General features: G+C 41.6%; 10 protein-coding genes, 1 tRNA gene and 2 rRNA genes. 12 read left to right on the top strand and 1 reads right to left on the bottom strand.

The annotated features are described in order from the left end of the window. Positions 1-10: 10 nt before the first annotated feature. The 4 genes from sufD to sufB are packed head-to-tail and all read left to right on the top strand — an operon-like array spanning position 11 to position 4,362. On the top strand, positions 11-1,273 hold the full coding sequence (gene sufD, locus CCC20_RS07445) for a Fe-S cluster assembly protein SufD (protein ID WP_285395022.1): 1,263 nt from the start codon (positions 11-13) through the stop codon (positions 1,271-1,273). Between the two features lies 1 nt (position 1,274). Continuing rightward, positions 1,275-2,507, top strand: a complete 1,233-nt coding sequence (locus CCC20_RS07450; protein ID WP_285395020.1) for a cysteine desulfurase — start codon at positions 1,275-1,277, stop codon at positions 2,505-2,507. After that, the gene (gene sufU / locus CCC20_RS07455; RefSeq protein WP_003063303.1) at positions 2,494-2,931 is read left to right on the top strand and encodes a Fe-S cluster assembly sulfur transfer protein SufU; all 438 of its coding nucleotides are present in this window, start codon (positions 2,494-2,496) and stop codon (positions 2,929-2,931) included. Before CCC20_RS07450 ends, sufU begins: the two co-directional genes overlap by 14 nt. A 12-nt stretch (positions 2,932-2,943) precedes the next feature. Next, positions 2,944-4,362 carry a Fe-S cluster assembly protein SufB gene (sufB, locus tag CCC20_RS07460; protein ID WP_003063304.1) on the top strand — a complete coding sequence of 473 codons (1,419 nt, stop codon included), beginning with the start codon at positions 2,944-2,946 and terminating at the stop codon, positions 4,360-4,362. A 48-nt stretch (positions 4,363-4,410) separates the two neighbouring features. Here the strand turns inward: sufB and pbp3 are convergent, their stop codons facing one another. After that, positions 4,411-5,649, bottom strand: coding sequence for a D-alanyl-D-alanine carboxypeptidase PBP3 (pbp3, locus tag CCC20_RS07465; RefSeq protein WP_058692737.1), 1,239 nt, complete (start codon positions 5,647-5,649; stop codon positions 4,411-4,413). Between the two features lie 174 nt (positions 5,650-5,823). Here pbp3 and CCC20_RS07470 point away from each other — a divergent pair, with 174 nt between their 5' ends. From CCC20_RS07470 to CCC20_RS07505, 8 genes are all read left to right on the top strand, one after another. Further along, a complete protein-coding gene (locus CCC20_RS07470; protein WP_287179814.1) occupies positions 5,824-7,479 on the top strand; it encodes a peptide ABC transporter substrate-binding protein in 1,656 nt (551 codons plus the stop codon). Between the two features lie 109 nt (positions 7,480-7,588). Beyond that, positions 7,589-8,503 (top strand): ABC transporter permease, encoded by a 915-nt coding sequence (locus CCC20_RS07475; RefSeq protein WP_003063307.1) that lies wholly within the window; start codon positions 7,589-7,591, stop codon positions 8,501-8,503. 10 nt (positions 8,504-8,513) lie between these two features. Then, complete coding sequence (locus CCC20_RS07480) at positions 8,514-9,545, top strand: ABC transporter permease (protein WP_013851463.1); 1,032 nt, start codon at positions 8,514-8,516, stop codon at positions 9,543-9,545. A gap of 11 nt (positions 9,546-9,556) precedes the next feature. Beyond that, positions 9,557-10,603, top strand: coding sequence for an ABC transporter ATP-binding protein (locus CCC20_RS07485; protein ID WP_058692738.1), 1,047 nt, complete (start codon positions 9,557-9,559; stop codon positions 10,601-10,603). Continuing rightward, positions 10,603-11,532, top strand: a complete 930-nt coding sequence (locus CCC20_RS07490) for an ABC transporter ATP-binding protein (RefSeq protein ID WP_058692739.1) — start codon at positions 10,603-10,605, stop codon at positions 11,530-11,532. The genes CCC20_RS07485 and CCC20_RS07490 overlap by 1 nt, the downstream gene beginning before the upstream one ends. A gap of 499 nt (positions 11,533-12,031) precedes the next feature. Beyond that, positions 12,032-13,580, top strand: a 16S ribosomal RNA gene (locus CCC20_RS07495). 55 nt (positions 13,581-13,635) lie between these two features. Continuing rightward, positions 13,636-13,708: transfer RNA gene (locus tag CCC20_RS07500), tRNA-Ala, on the top strand. Positions 13,709-13,852: 144 nt separating this feature from the next. Further along, positions 13,853-16,753: ribosomal RNA gene (locus tag CCC20_RS07505) — 23S ribosomal RNA — on the top strand. Together the 16S and 23S rRNA genes with 1 tRNA gene alongside form the textbook arrangement of a ribosomal RNA operon. Positions 16,754-16,808: the final 55 nt, after the last annotated feature.

A 16,808-nucleotide genomic window follows, 5' to 3' on the forward strand; every position in this document is an offset into this window, starting at 1 on the left:
ACATCAAATTATGACGAAAGAATCTATCCTAAATTTTTCACAAACAAAGGCAGAACCTTTATGGCTACAAGAACGTCGTTTGACTGCCTTTGATAATATAGATAAATTGACATTACCTGAAATCAACCGTGTTAAATTTCACCGCTGGAACTTAGGTGATGGGACGATTTCAGAGGACCAAGCACTTGCTAATGTCCCTGATTTCACAGCACTTGGAGACAATCCAAAACTTGTTCAAGTCGGTACACAAACCGTTTTAGAACAATTACCAACTGATTTGATTAATAAAGGTGTTATTTTCACCGATTTCTATACAGCTTTGGAAGAAATTCCTGATATTATTGAAAAGTATTTTGGAGCAGCGCGTGATTTTAAAGAAGATAAGTTAGCTGCTTATCACACCGCTTATTTTAATAGCGCAGCTGTTCTTTACGTTCCTGATAATATTGAGATTGAAGAGCCAATCGAAGGCTTATTTTATCAAGATAAAGCTAGTGATGTGCCGTTTAACAAGCATATTTTAATCATTGCAGGGCGCAATAGTCGCATTAATTATTTGGAACGCTTTGAAACAATTGGCGAGGGTGATGCTCAAGCAACAGCGAATATCAGCGTCGAGGTTATTGCACTTGATGATAGCCAAATAAAATTTTCAGCTATTGACCGTCTGGGTGAGAATGTCACAACATACATTAGTCGTCGTGCTCGCCACGGTAAAGATGCTAGTGTCGATTGGGCACTCGGTATCATGAATGAAGGCAATGTTATCGCTGATTTCGATTCAGATTTGTATGGAAATGGTAGCCATGCCAATCTTAAAGTTGTTGCAGCATCATCAGGACGTCAAGTCCAAGGTGTGGATACACGTGTGACAAACTACGGCTGCAATTCAATTGGTCATATTTTACAACATGGTGTTATTTTAGAACGTGGAACACTGACATTTAACGGTATTGGACATATTATCAAGGGAGCAAAAGGAGCAGATGCACAACAAGAAAGCCATGTTTTAATGCTTTCTGATAAAGCACGTTCTGACGCCAATCCAATTTTGTTAATTGATGAAAATGATGTAACGGCAGGTCATGCGGCTTCAATTGGACAAGTTGACCCCGAAGATATGTATTATTTGATGAGTCGTGGACTTGATAAGGATACAGCAGAGCGCTTGGTTATTCGTGGTTTCTTGGGCGCTGTTATTACGGAAATTCCTGTAAAAGAAGTCCGTGATGAAATGATTGCGGTATTAGACCGTAAATTGGAGAATCGTTAGAATGTCAGCATTAGATGCGCATAACATTTATCAAGACTTTCCTATTCTTGACCAAATTGTCAATGATGAACCATTAGTTTACCTTGACAATGCGGCAACAACACAGAAACCACAACAAGTTCTTGATACACTTAACGACTATTACCATAAGACAAATGCCAATGTTCACCGTGGTGTTCATACTTTGGCTGAACGTGCAACGGCTGCTTACGAAGCTAGTCGTGAAAAGGCACGCCAATTTATTAATGCCAAGTCAACAAAAGAAATTCTTTTCACACGAGGCACTACAACTGGACTAAACTGGGTAGCAGGTTTTGCAGAAGAAGTGCTCCAAAAAGACGATGAAGTTCTCATTTCAATCATGGAACACCATTCAAATGTCATTCCATGGCAAGAAGCTTGCCGTAAAACGGGAGCAAAATTAGTCTACGCTTACCTCAAAGACGGACAACTTGACATGGCAGACTTGCAAAGTAAATTGTCACCCAAAACAAAATTTGTTAGTGTTGCCCACGTTTCAAATGTCCTTGGTTCAATTCAACCTGTCAAAAAAATAGCAGAGCTAGCTCACCAAGTTGGGGCATATATGGTTGTTGACGGTGCGCAATCAGCACCTCACATGAGCATTGATATTCAAGATTTGGACTGCGATTTCTTTGCTTTTTCGGGACATAAAATGCTAGGACCAACGGGTATTGGTGTCCTTTATGGTAAAGAAGAATTGCTTAATCAAATGTCACCAGTTGAATTTGGTGGCGAAATGATTGATTTTGTCTATGAACAAGAGGCAACATGGAAAGAATTACCATGGAAGTTTGAAGCAGGAACACCCAATATTGCGGGAGCTATTACTTTGGGAGCAGCTATTGATTACTTAACCAATATTGGTATGGACGCCGTACATGCTCACGAACAAGAATTAGTAAATTACGTCCTTCCGAAATTGCAAGCTATTGATGGTTTGACGGTTTACGGACCACAAGACCCAAGTCAACACATGGGAGTAATTGCCTTTAACTTAGATGGCTTACACCCACACGATGTGGCAACGGCATTAGATTATGAAGGTGTCGCTGTGCGTGCAGGACACCATTGTGCACAACCATTGATTACTTATCTTGGTATTCATTCAGCTGTGCGTGCAAGTTTTTATATCTATAATACGAAAGAAGATTGTGATAAACTGGTAGAAGCAATTCTTAAAACAAAGGAGTTTTTCAATGGCACTTTCTAGATTAGATAGTCTTTATATGGCGGTAGTTTCTGACCACTCCAAAAGTCCACATCACCATGGAAAATTAGAAGATGTTGACCAAGTCAATCTTAACAATCCAACTTGTGGCGATGTGATTTCTTTATCAGTGAAGTTTGACGGTGATCGTATTTCGGATATCGCCTTTGCAGGTGATGGTTGTACCATTTCGACAGCTTCATCAAGCATGATGACAGATGCCGTTATCGGTAAAACAAAAGAAGAAGCGCTTGAACTGGCTGAGATTTTTTCAAAAATGGTTCAAGGTGAAAAAGATGATGCTCAAAAAAGACTAGGCGAAGCTAGTTTTTTGGCAGGGGTTTCAAAATTTCCGCAGCGAATCAAGTGTTCAACACTTGCTTGGAATGCTCTGAAAAAAGCTATTGAAAACGATAGTAAGGATTAGAAAGGTAACTAGATGCCTGAAAAAAATGAAAAAATAACTCCAAAGCCAATTGATATCGGTGATTATCAATTTGGCTTTCATGACGATGTAACACCTATTTTTTCCACAGGAAAAGGAATCAGCGAAGCTGTTGTTCGTGAAATGTCAGCAGAAAAAGGCGAACCAGAATGGATGCTTGAGTTCCGCTTGAAATCATTGGAAATTTTTAATAAAATGCCAATGCAAGATTGGGGACCTGATTTGTCAGATATTAATTTTGATGAGATTAATTATTATCAAAAAGCTTCTGACAGACCAGCGCGTTCATGGGATGATGTTCCAGATAAAATTAAAGAAACGTTTGAACGTATCGGAATTCCTGAAGCTGAACGTGCCTACCTCGCAGGAGCGTCAGCTCAGTACGAATCAGAAGTCGTTTATCATAACATGAAAGATGAGTACGATAAGTTAGGGATCATTTTCACAGATACGGATTCTGCTTTGAAAGAGTATCCTGACCTCTTTAAAAAATATTTTGCTAAGCTAGTTCCGCCAACGGATAACAAATTAGCAGCTTTGAATTCAGCGTTTTGGTCAGGTGGAACATTCATCTACGTGCCAAAAGGGGTTAAGGTCGATATCCCTTTGCAAACTTATTTCCGTATTAACAATGAAGCAACAGGGCAATTCGAACGAACATTGATTATCGTTGATGAGGGGGCAAGTGTTCATTATGTCGAAGGATGTACCGCGCCAAATTATTCATCAGCAAGTTTGCATGCCGCTATCGTTGAAATTTTTGCACTTGAAGGCAGTTATATGCGTTATTCAACGATTCAAAACTGGTCGGACAACGTGTATAACTTGGTAACAAAACGTGCCACAGCCAAGAAAAATGCAACTGTTGAATGGATTGACGGTAACCTTGGTGCGAAAACAACCATGAAATACCCATCTGTTTACCTTGACGGCGAAGGTGCGCGTGGCACAATGTTGTCAATTGCTTTTGCTAATAAAGGGCAACACCAAGACACAGGTGCAAAAATGATTCACAATGCACCACACACCTCATCTTCGATTGTTTCAAAGTCCATTGCCAAAGGTGGTGGAAAAGTTGACTATCGTGGTCAAGTGACTTTCAATAAGGAATCTAAAAAATCAGTTAGTCATATTGAATGTGATACCATTATCATGGATGATATTTCGCGTTCAGATACCATCCCTTTCAACGAAATTCATAATTCACAAGTTGCACTTGAGCATGAAGCTAAAGTTTCAAAAATCTCAGAAGAACAACTTTATTATCTTATGAGCCGAGGTCTTTCAGAACAAGAAGCAACAGAGATGATTGTTATGGGATTTGTTGAACCATTCACAAAAGAATTACCAATGGAATACGCCGTTGAACTTAATCGATTGATTAGTTATGAAATGGAAGGTTCTGTTGGGTAATAGACTAAAAGAGACAAGCCAAAGGCTTGCCTCTTTTATATATGAAAATTAAAGTTTTTCATTAACAAAAGTGACGAAGTGATTCCACCATACCTTGAAGAAAATACTTCTATCAACATCTGTCTTAGCAACTGCAGTTACACTTGGTTCAGAATCAAGATAACCAGTTCCTACAATTTGGGTGTCATTATAAGTAATGGTTCCAACTTTTTGCCCTTTAGTAATAGGAGCATCATAGCCGTCTGCATTAGTTGAAAAATCAGCAGAAACATCAGTATTAATACGACGGACAACTTTTAAATCTTCAGAAGCGACAGCAGCAACTGATTTTGCTTTACCGTCATTAACCGTAGCTTTACTACTTTGGTAAGATTTCCCTGCTTTAACAAGTGTCACCATTTCATAGTTTGATTTGACATAATCTAGCAAGTCATTTGTTGCTTCAAAACGAGCGTATTCATCATCTTCCCAACCATCTGCATTCATAACAACAGAAATAATACGCATACCATTTTCAGTTGAAGTAGCCACAAAAGAAGCGCCAGCTAATTCTGTCGTACCTGTTTTAAGACCGTCAACCCCTGAGCGTTCATATGGCATACCTTCTAACATATAGTTGTAGGTATTCATCGTAGTGCCATCAAAGTCAGCAGTTGTTTGACTTGTGATTTTTAAAATATCGGGATACTCAGTGATTAAGTGCTGAGCAATAATAGCAACATCTCGAGCGCTCATCATATTTTCATCAGTTGAACTTGAACCTGGGTAGATATTATCACCAAGATAACTATTATTAAGACCAGAGGCATTGACAATTGTGGCATCTGTGATGCCCCATGCTTCCAATTGTGCTTTCATCATATCGACAAATTTACTTTCAGTACCGCCGATTTGTTCTGCAAGGGCAATAGCTGCGCTGTTTGCACTAGCGACCATTGCTGCATTTACAAGTTGTTCAACCGTATATTCGCGTGCTTCCATAGGAACATTACTAGCATCAGAATTCGCTGTCAAATTATAAGCATAATCTGAAATAGAAACTTTGGTATCCCAAGAAATTTTTCCTTCATCAATAGCCTTATAAACTAAGTAAACAGTTAAAATCTTGGTCATAGATGCAATTCCGTCAGGTGTGGTTGCATCTTTTTCATACAATACTTTTCCTGTGGTAGCTTCAACAGCAATAGCGTGTTCGGCAGATACATCAAAATCATCATCTGCGCTAACTTTGCTTCCTACTGCAAGAAAAGTCAGAAAAATTGCAAAAAACGCAAAAATCTTCTTCATTAGAAGTTCCATCCTTTGTAAAAAAATTAATCATTATGATTATACCATATAATTATCGTGTTAGATAATCTGACAAAAAATTCTGACAAAAGTATTTTCTTTAAGAAAAGTTTATGATATAATTCTATTTGTCAAATAATATAATTTTAGAGAGAATATCAGGAGGAGCGTCACATGTCATTAAAACGTAAAGCATGGAAGCGCATTGGATTGGGGGCGATTACCCTATTTTCAGCAGCATCTTTAGCAGCCTGTGGAGGTAGTAGTTCATCGTCATCATCAAGTAGTGATGAAATTAATTGGTATACACCAACAGAAATTAGCACTTTGGATATTTCGAAAGTTACGGATGCTTATTCATCAATTGCTATCGGAAATTCAGGAAGTAACCTTCTTCGTCGTGATGAGGACGGAGACTTACAGCCGGATTTGGCTGAAAAAGTAGAGGTATCTGATGATGGTTTGACTTATACAGCAACATTGCGTGATAATTTAAAATGGTCTGATGGTAGTGACTTAACAGCCGAAGATTTCGTTTATACATGGCAACGTATTGTTGATCCATCAACAGCTTCAGAGTATGCTTATCTTGTATCAGATGCACATGTCTTAAATGCTGATGAGGTTATTGCTGGAACAAAAGGTGTTGACGAGCTAGGAGTCAAAGCTGATGGGAATAAAGTCATCTTTACACTATCTAGCCCATCGCCACAGTTTATGAGCCTACTTTCGTTCGCTAACTTTATGCCACAAAGCAAAGAATTTGTTGAAAAAACTGGAGATGATTACGCAACAACTTCTGAAAAAGCGTTGTATTCTGGTCCATATACAGTTGAAGATTGGAATGGAACAAGTGGGACATTTACACTTGTGAAAAACAAATATTATTGGGATGCTGATAATGTTAAAACGAAGAAAGTAAACGTTCAAACTGTTAAGAAAGCTGACACAGCCGTACAAATGTATAAAGACGGTGAGCTTGATACAGCTAGCATTTCAGGAACAGATGCAATCTACAACGCTAATAAAAACCGTGATGATGTTGTAGATGTTCCTGAAGCAACAACAGCTTACATGGTTTACAATGAATCAGGTTCAACAGAAGCCTTGACAAATACAAAAATTCGTCAAGCGCTTAATTTAGCAACTGACCGTGAAGGTATTGTCAAAGCAGCTATTGATACAGGTTCTACAGTGGCTAATGCACTAGCTCCTACGGGGTTAGAAACGTTACCAGATGGAACTGATTTGTCTAAATATGTGGCCGCTGATTATAGTTATGATGAAAAAGAAGCTGATAAGCTTTTTAAAGAAGGTTTAGCTGAACTTGGAACTGACTCAGTTACTTTAACGATTACAGCAGATTCTGATTCGCCAGTTGCTAAAGCGACAGTAGACTATATCAAGCAAACTTGGGAAGATGCTCTACCTGGTTTAACAGTTGAAGAAAAACTTGTGACTTTCAAACAACGTCTACAAGATTCAAAAAATCAAAACTTTGATATTGTAATGACACTTTGGACTGGTGATTACCCAGAAGGATCTACTTTCTACGGATTATTTACTTCAACTTCTTCATATAACTATGGTAAAATTTCTGATGCTACTTATGACGCTGCCTATCAAAAAGCTCTTACAACAGATGCTTTAGATCCAGCAGCAGCAGCTGAAGATTATAAGACAGCGGAAGCAGAGCTTTATAACAATGCTCACTATAACCCACTTTACTTCCGCAGTACAAAATCACTTCAAAACCCATCAATCAAGGGACTTGTTCGTAATTCTACTGGATTACAAGTTGACTTTACATACGCTTATAAAGAGGATTAATCTTTAATAGTGACTATATTGGGCAAGAATTGGTTGCGACCAATTCTTGCTTTTGTTGACAGGAAATTTTTTCTCCTGCCAACAAAAGCAATAAAGAGAAGGAAATATTATGGTAAAATACATTCTTAAACGTGTTGCGATTCTGCTTATAACACTCTGGGTCGTGGTCACCCTATCGTTTTTCCTCATGCAAGTTATGCCTGGGACACCTTACAATAATCCCAAACTGACTGATGAGATGATTGCTCTAATGAACAAACAATATGGTTTGGATAAGCCAGTATGGCAACAATACCTTACTTATCTTTGGAATGTTCTTCACGGTGACTTTGGTACAAGTTACCAATCAATTAACCAACCGGTATCACGTTTGATTTCACAACGTTTGGGCGTTTCTATCCAACTTGGTGTTCAAGCGCTTGTTATTGGGTTTATTGCTGGTATTTTGGTTGGTGCTGCTTCAGCACGTAACAAAAATAACTGGATTGACGGCGTCCTTAGTGTTATCTCAACATTAGGTATTTCTGTGCCTTCATTCATTATCGGTCTTTTCCTTTTGGTACTTCTTGGTTTCAAATGGAGCCTATTCCCACTTGCTGGTTGGGGAACATTTGCACAGACTGTCATGCCATCACTTGCCTTGGCAATTCCAGTATTTGCTCAAGTAACACGTTTCTTCAGGGGACAAATGATTGAAACATTGAGTTCAGATTATATCCAATTAGCAACTGCTAAAGGGTTGACTAAACGTCAAGTAACTCGTAAGCACGCTTACCGTAACTCAATGATTCCAGTCTTAACTTTGGTTGGACCTATGGCAGCAAACCTTTTGACAGGTTCAGCATTGATTGAACAAATTTTCTCAATTCCAGGAATTGGTCAACAATTTGTCACATCTATTCCAGCTAAAGACTACCCAGTAATCATGGGGACAACTATTGTATATGCAATGATGTTGATGGTTGCCATTTTGGTAACAGATATTGCAACAAGTATTGTTGACCCTCGTGTACGCTTGCAGTAAGGAGAATAATATGGCAGAAAAAAATAGAGAATTTAAACTTGTTGGTGTTGGTTCAGCCAGCTCACAAGAAAAAATCGAAAAGCCTGCTCTTTCTTTCATGCAAGATGCTTGGCGTCGTTTGAAAAAAAATAAATTAGCTGTCGTTTCAATGTGGTTCTTGGCTATCTTGATTGTCTTTTCAATGATTTCAGTCGTGTTAGTTCCGCGTGATGATGCTAATGCATTTAACACAAAAGAAGTTACAACATATCGTAACCTTCCACCCAAAATTAGCGATAATCTTCCATTCTGGAATGGGACAATTACTTATTCTGGGAGTACAGAAGCAACAGATGTTTATGCTGACCAAGGTGTACCAGAAGGAACAAAATTCATTTTAGGTACTGATAATTTGGGACGTAGTATCGCCAAACGTATTATTGTCGGTGTTCGTATTTCCCTTCTTATCGCAATCGTAGCTACTTTGATTGACCTCTTGATTGGTGTAACATACGGTTTAATTTCAGGTTATGTCGGCGGTAAAGTCGATATGATTATGCAACGTATCATTGAAGTTATTTCATCAATTCCTAACTTGGTTATTGTAACAATGCTAGGGCTTTTGCTTGGTAATGGTGTCACATCAATCATCATTTCAATTGCTATTGTCGGTTGGACTTCAATGGCTCGTCAAGTGCGTAACTTAACACTTTCTTATCGTGAACAAGAGTTTGTTCTTGCAGCTCGTTCATTGGGTGAAAGTGCGCCAAAAATTGCTTTTAAACATATTCTTCCAAATATTTCAGGGATTATTATTGTTCAAATCATGATGACAGTTCCGAGTGCCATCATGTACGAAGCTGTTCTTTCAGCTATCAACCTTGGGGTGAAACCACCTACAGCATCACTTGGTTCATTGATTACTGATGCCCAAGAATATTTACAATATTACCCTTATCAAGTTATTTTACCAGCCCTTGCTTTGGTATTGATCTCACTTGCCTTCATCTTATTAGGTGATGGACTTCGTGATGCATTCGATCCAAAATCTGGTGATCGTTAGGAGGAAAAACTATGACTGAAGAAACAATTTTACAAGTTAAAAACCTCCGTGTAGATTTCCATACCTATGCTGGGGAAATTAAAGCTATTCGTGATGTCAGCTTTGACTTAAAAGAAGGCGAAACGCTTGCCATTGTTGGTGAGTCAGGTTCAGGTAAATCTGTAACAACAAAAACGTTGATGGGCTTGTCAGCTTCAAATGCAGAAGTTACAGGAGACATCGATTTTAAAGGTAAAAAATTAATAGAATTAAAAGAAGATGAATGGATTAAGGTTCGTGGAAATGAAATTGCAATGATTTTCCAAGACCCTATGACAAGTCTTGACCCAACAATGAAAATTGGTCAACAAATAGCTGAACCAATTATGATTCATGAAAAAGTTTCTAAACAAGAAGCTTTAAAACGTGCTTTGGAACTCATGAAAAATGTTGGTATTCCAAACGCAGAAGAACATATTAATGATTATCCGCACCAATGGTCAGGTGGTATGCGTCAACGTGCTGTTATTGCGATTGCCTTGGCAGCAAACCCAGATATTTTGATTGCTGATGAACCTACAACAGCCTTGGACGTAACCATTCAAGCACAAATTTTGAATTTGATGAAACAAATTCAAAAAGAACGTGGTTCGTCAATCGTCTTTATCACACATGACCTTGGTGTTGTTGCGGGCATGGCTGATCGTGTTGCCGTTATGTATGCTGGTAAGATTATTGAATATGGAACAGTAGATGAAGTATTCTATAACCCACAACATCCATATACTTGGGGGCTTTTGAATTCAATGCCAACAACAGATACTGAAGCAGGAAGTCTTCAATCTATCCCAGGTACACCGCCAGATCTCCTCAATCCACCAAAAGGTGATGCTTTTGCACCACGTAATGAGTTTGCTTTAGATATTGACTACGAGGAAGAACCACCAATGTTTAAAGTTAGTGATACGCATTTTGCAGCTACATGGTTGTTAGATGAACGTGCACCTAAAGTAACACCACCATTACCAATTCAAAAACGTTGGGCAAAATGGAAAGAACTTGAAGGGAGAAAAGCTTGATGACTGAAAATAGAAAAAAGCTTGTTGAACTTAAAAATGTATCATTGACTTTTAACGAAGGTAAAAAGAACGAAGTAAAAGCTATTGATAATATCAGTTTTGATATTTACGAAGGTGAAGTTTTCGGTCTTGTTGGAGAATCAGGTTCTGGTAAGACAACCGTTGGTCGTGCTATTTTGAAATTGTATGACATTAATAAAGGTGAAATTGATTTTGATGGTGAAACTATCTCTCACCTTAAAGGGAAAGAATTGCACGAATTCCGTAAAAATGCTCAAATGATTTTCCAAGACCCACAAGCTAGTCTTAATGGTCGTATGAAAATTCGTGACATTGTTGCGGAAGGACTTGACATCCATAAATTAGTTAGCAGTAAAGAAGAGCGTGACCAAAAAGTTCAAGATTTACTTGCTTTAGTTGGACTTAACAAAGACCATTCAACACGCTATCCACATGAATTTTCAGGTGGACAACGTCAACGTATTGGTATCGCTCGTGCTCTTGCCGTTGAACCAAAGTTCATCATTGCCGATGAACCAATTTCAGCCCTTGACGTGTCAATCCAAGCTCAAGTTGTTAACCTTATGCAAAAACTTCAAAGAGAACAGGGTTTAACATATCTCTTTATCGCTCACGATTTGTCAATGGTTAAATACATCTCAGATCGTATTGGGGTTATGCACTGGGGTAAAATGCTTGAAATTGGAACATCTGATGATGTTTATAATCATCCAATTCACCCATATACTAAGAGCTTGTTGACTGCAATTCCAGAACCAGACCCAGAGTCTGAAAGAAATCGTATCCATGAAGAGTACGATCCAAGTGTAGAACTAGATGGCCAACCACGTGAAATGCGTGAAATTACACCTGGACACTTTGTTCTTTGTACAGAAGCAGAAGCAGAAGCTTATAAAAAAGAATTATAAGACAAAGAGAAGGTTTTCCTTCTCTTTTTTGCATATCTAAATTTCAGCCTCCAATCGCCCTTTTTACGCCTCCCCTACACCTTTTCCACAATCTCCTTAGTCATATTCTCTACTACATCCCGTGAGGGGGACAAGCCACACTTAAAAAAGTTGATAGAAGTAGTTGACAGTTTATCTTAAGTTTAGTATACTAGTTGAGCTGTCGTAAGAGAGCAGGAGTCAGGCTTACAGAAAATCTAAAAAAGAAGTTGACAAAGTAAGTTTGAGATGATACACTAATATAGCTGTTGTCCGAGATGTTCAGCAGTAATCAGATTGAAACAGATTTGAAAAAAACTTTAAAAAAGTAGTTGACAAGCTGTTTTAGATTTGATAGAATATAGAAGTTGTCTCACGAGAGACAAAGACCTTTGAAAACTGAACAAGACGAACCAAACGTGCGGGTTGAGAAATCGACCTGTTAAGAAATAAATCTGTCAGTGACAGAATGAGAACAAGATTAAATGAGAGTTTGATCCTGGCTCAGGACGAACGCTGGCGGCGTGCCTAATACATGCAAGTAGAACGCTGACTACTTTAGCTTGCTAGAGTAGAAGGAGTTGCGAACGGGTGAGTAACGCGTAGGTAACCTGCCTACTAGCGGGGGATAACTATTGGAAACGATAGCTAATACCGCATAACAGTGTTTAACACATGTTAGATGCTTGAAAGATGCAATTGCATCACTAGTAGATGGACCTGCGTTGTATTAGCTAGTTGGTGGGGTAACGGCCCACCAAGGCGACGATACATAGCCGACCTGAGAGGGTGATCGGCCACACTGGGACTGAGACACGGCCCAGACTCCTACGGGAGGCAGCAGTAGGGAATCTTCGGCAATGGGGGCAACCCTGACCGAGCAACGCCGCGTGAGTGAAGAAGGTTTTCGGATCGTAAAGCTCTGTTGTAAGAGAAGAACGTGTGTGAGAGTGGAAAGTTCACACAGTGACGGTAACTTACCAGAAAGGGACGGCTAACTACGTGCCAGCAGCCGCGGTAATACGTAGGTCCCGAGCGTTGTCCGGATTTATTGGGCGTAAAGCGAGCGCAGGCGGTTTAATAAGTCTGAAGTTAAAGGCAGTGGCTTAACCATTGTTCGCTTTGGAAACTGTTAAACTTGAGTGCAGAAGGGGAGAGTGGAATTCCATGTGTAGCGGTGAAATGCGTAGATATATGGAGGAACACCGGTGGCGAAAGCGGCTCTCTGGTCTGTAACTGACGCTGAGGCTCGAAAGCGTGGGGAGCAAACAGGATTAGATACCCTGGTAGTCCACGCCGTAAACGATGAGTGCTAGGTGTTAGGCCCTTTCCGGGGCTTAGTGCCGCAGCTAACGCATTAAGCACTCCGCCTGGGGAGTACGACCGCAAGGTTGAAACTCAAAGGAATTGACGGGGGCCCGCACAAGCGGTGGAGCATGTGGTTTAATTCGAAGCAACGCGAAGAACCTTACCAGGTCTTGACATCCCGATGCTATTTCTAGAGATAGAAAGTTTCTTCGGAACATCGGTGACAGGTGGTGCATGGTTGTCGTCAGCTCGTGTCGTGAGATGTTGGGTTAAGTCCCGCAACGAGCGCAACCCCTATTGTTAGTTGCCATCATTTAGTTGGGCACTCTAGCGAGACTGCCGGTAATAAACCGGAGGAAGGTGGGGATGACGTCAAATCATCATGCCCCTTATGACCTGGGCTACACACGTGCTACAATGGTTGGTACAACGAGTCGCAAGTCGGTGACGGCAAGCAAATCTCTTAAAGCCAATCTCAGTTCGGATTGTAGGCTGCAACTCGCCTACATGAAGTCGGAATCGCTAGTAATCGCGGATCAGCACGCCGCGGTGAATACGTTCCCGGGCCTTGTACACACCGCCCGTCACACCACGAGAGTTTGTAACACCCGAAGTCGGTGAGGTAACCATTTAGGAGCCAGCCGCCTAAGGTGGGATAGATGATTGGGGTGAAGTCGTAACAAGGTAGCCGTATCGGAAGGTGCGGCTGGATCACCTCCTTTCTAAGGAAAAACGGAAGCACGTTTGGTAGTCTTGTTTAGTTTTGAGAGGTCTTGTGGGGCCTTAGCTCAGCTGGGAGAGCGCCTGCTTTGCACGCAGGAGGTCAGCGGTTCGATCCCGCTAGGCTCCATTGAATCGAAAGATTCAAAGTGATTGTCCATTGAAAATTGAATATCTATATCAAATTCCACAATTAGAAATAATTGTAGAAAGTAACAAGAAATAAACCGAAACGCTGTGATTTAATGAGTTTAAGGTCAATAGACCAAAATAAGGTTAAGTTAATAAGGGTGCACGGTGGATGCCTTGGCACTAGAAGCCGATGAAGGACGTGACTAACGACGAAATGCTTTGGGGAGTTGTAAGTAAACATTGATCCAGAGATGTCCGAATGGGGGAACCCGGCATGTGAAGCATGTCACTCATTACTGTTAAGGTAATGAAGAGGAAGACGCAGTGAACTGAAACATCTAAGTAGCTGCAGGAAGAGAAAGCAAACGCGATTGCCTTAGTAGCGGCGAGCGAAACGGCAAGAGGGCAAACCGATGTGTTTACACATCGGGGTTGTAGGACTGCGTTGTGGGACGCAAGATTATAGAAGAATTACCTGGGAAGGTAAGCCAAAGAGAGTAATAGCCTCGTAATCGAAATAATCTTAAACCCTAGCAGTATCCTGAGTACGGCGAGACACGAGAAATCTCGTCGGAATCCGGGAGGACCATCTCCCAACCCTAAATACTCTCTAGTGACCGATAGTGAACCAGTACCGTGAGGGAAAGGTGAAAAGCACCCCGGGAGGGGAGTGAAATAGAACCTGAAACCGTGTGCCTACAACAAGTTCGAGCCCGTTAATGGGTGAGAGCGTGCCTTTTGTAGAATGAACCGGCGAGTTACGATATGATGCGAGGTTAAGTTGAAGAGACGGAGCCGTAGGGAAACCGAGTCTTAATAGGGCGCTTTAGTATCATGTCGTAGACCCGAAACCATGTGACCTACCCATGAGCAGGGTGAAGGTGAGGTAAAACTCACTGGAGGCCCGAACCAGGGCACGTTGAAAAGTGCTTGGATGACTTGTGGGTAGCGGAGAAATTCCAAACGAACTTGGAGATAGCTGGTTCTCTCCGAAATAGCTTTAGGGCTAGCGTCGATGTTAAGTCTCTTGGAGGTAGAGCACTGTTTGATTGAGGGGTCCATCCCGGATTACCAATATCAGATAAACTCCGAATGCCAATGAGATATAATCGGCAGTCAGACTGCGAGTGCTAAGATCCGTAGTCGAAAGGGAAACAGCCCAGACCACCAGCTAAGGTCCCAAAATATATGTTAAGTGGAAAAGGATGTGGGGTTGCACAGACAACTAGGATGTTAGCTTAGAAGCAGCTATTCATTCAAAGAGTGCGTAATAGCTCACTAGTCGAGTGACCCTGCGCCGAAAATGTACCGGGGCTAAAACATATTACCGAAGCTGTGGATACCTATTATAGGTATGGTAGGAGAGCGTTCTATGTGTGAAGAAGGTGTACCGTGAGGAGCGCTGGAACGCATAGAAGTGAGAATGCCGGTATGAGTAGCGAAAGACAGGTGAGAATCCTGTCCACCGTAAGACTAAGGTTTCCAGGGGAAGGCTCGTCCGCCCTGGGTTAGTCGGGACCTAAGGAGAGACCGAAAGGTGTATCCGATGGCCAACAGGTTGATATTCCTGTACTAGAGTATATAGTGAAGGAGGGACGCAGTAGGCTAACTAAAGCGTGCGATTGGAAGAGCACGTCTAAGCAGTGAGGTGTGATATGAGTCAAATGCTTGTATCTCTAACATTGAGCTGTGATGGGGAGCGAAGTTAAGTAGCGAAGTTAGTGATGTCACACTGCCAAGAAAAGCTTCTAGCGTTAATTATACTCTACCCGTACCGCAAACCGACACAGGTAGTCGAGGCGAGTAGCCTCAGGTGAGCGAGAGAACTCTCGTTAAGGAACTCGGCAAAATGGCCCCGTAACTTCGGGAGAAGGGGCGCTGGCTTTAAGTCAGCCGCAGTGAATAGGCCCAAGCAACTGTTTATCAAAAACACAGCTCTCTGCTAAATCGTAAGATGATGTATAGGGGGTGACGCCTGCCCGGTGCTGGAAGGTTAAGAGGAGCGCTTAGCGTAAGCGAAGGTGTGAATTGAAGCCCCAGTAAACGGCGGCCGTAACTATAACGGTCCTAAGGTAGCGAAATTCCTTGTCGGGTAAGTTCCGACCCGCACGAAAGGCGTAATGATTTGGGCACTGTCTCAACGAGAGACTCGGTGAAATTTTAGTACCTGTGAAGATGCAGGTTACCCGCGACAGGACGGAAAGACCCCATGGAGCTTTACTGCAGTTTGATATTGAGTATCTGTACCACATGTACAGGATAGGTAGGAGCCTATGAAATCGGGACGCTAGTTTCGGTGGAGGCGTTGTTGGGATACTACCCTTGTGTTATGGCTACTCTAACCTAGATAGGTGATCCCTATCGGAGACAGTGTCTGACGGGCAGTTTGACTGGGGCGGTCGCCTCCTAAAAGGTAACGGAGGCGCCCAAAGGTTCCCTCAGAATGGTTGGAAATCATTCGCAGAGTGTAAAGGTATAAGGGAGCTTGACTGCGAGAGCTACAACTCGAGCAGGGACGAAAGTCGGGCTTAGTGATCCGGTGGTTCCGCATGGAAGGGCCATCGCTCAACGGATAAAAGCTACCCTGGGGATAACAGGCTTATCTCCCCCAAGAGTTCACATCGACGGGGAGGTTTGGCACCTCGATGTCGGCTCGTCGCATCCTGGGGCTGTAGTCGGTCCCAAGGGTTGGGCTGTTCGCCCATTAAAGCGGCACGCGAGCTGGGTTCAGAACGTCGTGAGACAGTTCGGTCCCTATCCGTCGCGGGCGTAGGAAATTTGAGAGGATCTGCTCCTAGTACGAGAGGACCAGAGTGGACTTACCGCTGGTGTACCAGTTGTCTTGCCAAAGGCATCGCTGGGTAGCTATGTAGGGAAGGGATAAACGCTGAAAGCATCTAAGTGTGAAGCCCACCTCAAGATGAGATTTCCCATGATTTAATATCAGTAAGAGCCCTGAGAGATGATCAGGTAGATAGGTTAGGAGTGGAAGTGTGGTGACACATGTAGCGGACTAATACTAATAGCTCGAGGACTTATCCAAAGTAACTGAGAAGAATTGACAGCGTGTCGGAAACTTGTTAGAATATATAGGTATT

It is taken from the genome of Streptococcus sp. LMAG:39 (assembly GCF_008680485.1).
GTDB lineage: Bacteria > Bacillota > Bacilli > Lactobacillales > Streptococcaceae > Streptococcus > Streptococcus pasteurianus.

What these genes read in the sequence shown, in the direction of transcription:
- sufD (WP_285395022.1), top strand. Translation starts at nt 11, where the DNA reads ATGACGAAAGAATCTATCCTAAATTTTTCACAAACAAAGGCAGAACCT.
- CCC20_RS07475 (WP_003063307.1), top strand. Translation starts at nt 7,589, where the DNA reads ATGGTAAAATACATTCTTAAACGTGTTGCGATTCTGCTTATAACACTC.
- CCC20_RS07490 (WP_058692739.1), top strand. Translation starts at nt 10,603, where the DNA reads ATGACTGAAAATAGAAAAAAGCTTGTTGAACTTAAAAATGTATCATTG.
- pbp3 (WP_058692737.1), bottom strand. Translation starts at nt 5,649, where the DNA reads ATGAAGAAGATTTTTGCGTTTTTTGCAATTTTTCTGACTTTTCTTGCA.
- sufB (WP_003063304.1), top strand. Translation starts at nt 2,944, where the DNA reads ATGCCTGAAAAAAATGAAAAAATAACTCCAAAGCCAATTGATATCGGT.
- CCC20_RS07480 (WP_013851463.1), top strand. Translation starts at nt 8,514, where the DNA reads ATGGCAGAAAAAAATAGAGAATTTAAACTTGTTGGTGTTGGTTCAGCC.
- sufU (WP_003063303.1), top strand. Translation starts at nt 2,494, where the DNA reads ATGGCACTTTCTAGATTAGATAGTCTTTATATGGCGGTAGTTTCTGAC.
- CCC20_RS07450 (WP_285395020.1), top strand. Translation starts at nt 1,275, where the DNA reads ATGTCAGCATTAGATGCGCATAACATTTATCAAGACTTTCCTATTCTT.
- CCC20_RS07470 (WP_287179814.1), top strand. Translation starts at nt 5,824, where the DNA reads ATGTCATTAAAACGTAAAGCATGGAAGCGCATTGGATTGGGGGCGATT.
- CCC20_RS07485 (WP_058692738.1), top strand. Translation starts at nt 9,557, where the DNA reads ATGACTGAAGAAACAATTTTACAAGTTAAAAACCTCCGTGTAGATTTC.